Source organism: Hydrogenophaga sp. 2FB, assembly GCF_005503365.1.
GTDB lineage: Bacteria > Pseudomonadota > Gammaproteobacteria > Burkholderiales > Burkholderiaceae_C > Hydrogenophaga.
On record NZ_SCML01000010.1, the window covers coordinates 75,001 to 77,500 of the forward strand.

Genomic DNA, 2,500 nt, shown 5'->3' on the forward strand with positions numbered 1-2,500 from the left:
CATCAAAGTTATAGGGTCAAGCCGCACGAGCAATTAGTATCAGTTAGCTTAACGCATTACTGCGCTTCCACACCTGACCTATCAACGTCCTGGTCTTGAACGACTCTTTAGGGGGCTCAAGGCCCCGGCAGATCTCATCTTGGAACGAGTTTCCCGCTTAGATGCTTTCAGCGGTTATCTCTTCCGCACTTAGCTACCCGGCAATGCCACTGGCGTGACAACCGGTACACCAGAGGTGCGTCCACTCCGGTCCTCTCGTACTAGGAGCAGGCTTCCTCAAATCTGCAGCGCCCACGGAAGATAGGGACCAAACTGTCTCACGACGTTTTAAACCCAGCTCACGTACCTCTTTAAATGGCGAACAGCCATACCCTTGGGACCGGCTACAGCCCCAGGATGAGATGAGCCGACATCGAGGTGCCAAACACCGCCGTCGATATGAACTCTTGGGCGGTATCAGCCTGTTATCCCCAGAGTACCTTTTATCCGTTGAGCGATGGCCCTTCCATACAGAACCACCGGATCACTATGTCCTGCTTTCGCATCTGCTCGACTTGTCAGTCTCGCAGTTAAGCACGCTTATGCCATTGCACTATTAGCACGATGTCCGACCGTACCTAGCGTACCTTCGAACTCCTCCGTTACACTTTGGGAGGAGACCGCCCCAGTCAAACTGCCTACCATGCACTGTCCCCGATCCAGATAATGGACCTAGGTTAGAACCTCAAACACACCAGGGTGGTATTTCAACGTTGGCTCCACAAGATCTAGCGACCCTGCTTCAAAGCCTCCCACCTATCCTACACAGATCTGTTCAAAGTCCAATACAAAGCTACAGTAAAGGTTCATGGGGTCTTTCCGTCTTTCCGCGGGGAGATTGCATCATCACAAACATTTCAACTTCGCTGAGTCTCAGGAGGAGACAGTGTGGCCATCGTTACGCCATTCGTGCAGGTCGGAACTTACCCGACAAGGAATTTCGCTACCTTAGGACCGTTATAGTTACGGCCGCCGTTTACTGGGACTTCGATCAAGAGCTTGCACCCCATCAATTAATCTTCCAGCACCGGGCAGGCGTCACACCCTATACGTCCACTTTCGTGTTTGCAGAGTGCTGTGTTTTTAATAAACAGTCGCAGCCACCAATTTTTTGCAACCCATTCATGCTCAGATGTTCTCATCACATTACTAGGGCACACCTTCTTCCGAAGTTACGGTGTCAATTTGCCGAGTTCCTTCTCCTGAGTTCTCTCAAGCGCCTTAGAATACTCATCTCGCGCACCAGTGTCGGTTTGCGGTACGGTCAATTACAAGCTGAAGCTTAGTGGCTTTTCCTGGGACCTCGTTCAGTTACTTCGCGAGCAAGCTCGCTCGATCAACAGCCTCGGTATATGACACGCGGATTTGCCTACGTGTCGCCTACATCTGTCTAAACCGGCACATCCAACCGCCGGATAACCTATTAAGATCCGTCCCCACATCGCACTTGTAATCGGTACAGGAATATTGACCTGTTTCCCATCAGCTACGCATCTCTGCCTCGCCTTAGGGGCCGACTCACCCTACGCCGATGAACGTTGCGTAGGAAACCTTGCGCTTACGGCGAGGGGGCTTTTCACCCCCTTTAACGCTACTCATGTCAGCATTCGCACTTCTGATACCTCCAGCATCCTTTACAAGACACCTTCACAGGCTTACAGAACGCTCTCCTACCACTTGCAATAAATTGCAAATCCGCAGCTTCGGTAACTGGCTTAGCCCCGTTACATCTTCCGCGCAGGACGACTCGATCAGTGAGCTATTACGCTTTCTTTAAATGATGGCTGCTTCTAAGCCAACATCCTGACTGTTTTAGCCTTCCCACTTCGTTTCCCACTTAGCCAATTTTAGGGACCTTAGCTGGCGGTCTGGGTTGTTTCCCTCTTGAGTCCGGACGTTAGCACCCGGTGCTCTGTCTCCCAAGCTGTACTCATCGGTATTCGGAGTTTGCCTTGGTTTGGTAAGTCGCCATGACCCCCTAGCCAAAACAGTGCTCTACCCCCGACGGTAATACTTGAGGCACTACCTAAATAGTTTTCGGAGAGAACCAGCTATTTCCAAGTTTGTTTAGCCTTTCACCCCTATCCACAGCTCATCCGCTAGTTTTGCAACACTAGTCGGTTCGGACCTCCAGTACCTGTTACGGCACCTTCATCCTGGCCATGGATAGATCACTTGGTTTCGGGTCTACACCCAGCGACTGAATCGCCCTATTCGGACTCGATTTCTCTACGGCTTCCCTATTCGGTTAACCTTGCCACTGAATGTAAGTCGCTGACCCATTATACAAAAGGTACGCAGTCACCCCTTTCGAGGCTCCTACTTTTTGTAAGCACGCGGTTTCAGGATCTATTTCACTCCCCTCCCGGGGTTCTTTTCGCCTTTCCCTCACGGTACTTGTTCACTATCGGTCGATGATGAGTATTTAGCCTTGGAGGATGGTCCCCCCATATTCAGACAG

The 2,500-nt window shown here is 51.1% G+C and carries 1 rRNA gene (cut by a window edge); it reads right to left on the minus strand.

The window, feature by feature from the left end:
• Positions 1–12 precede the first annotated feature (12 nt).
• A 23S ribosomal RNA gene (locus tag FFS09_RS08335) occupies positions 13–2,500 on the minus strand (it continues 391 nt past the right edge of the window).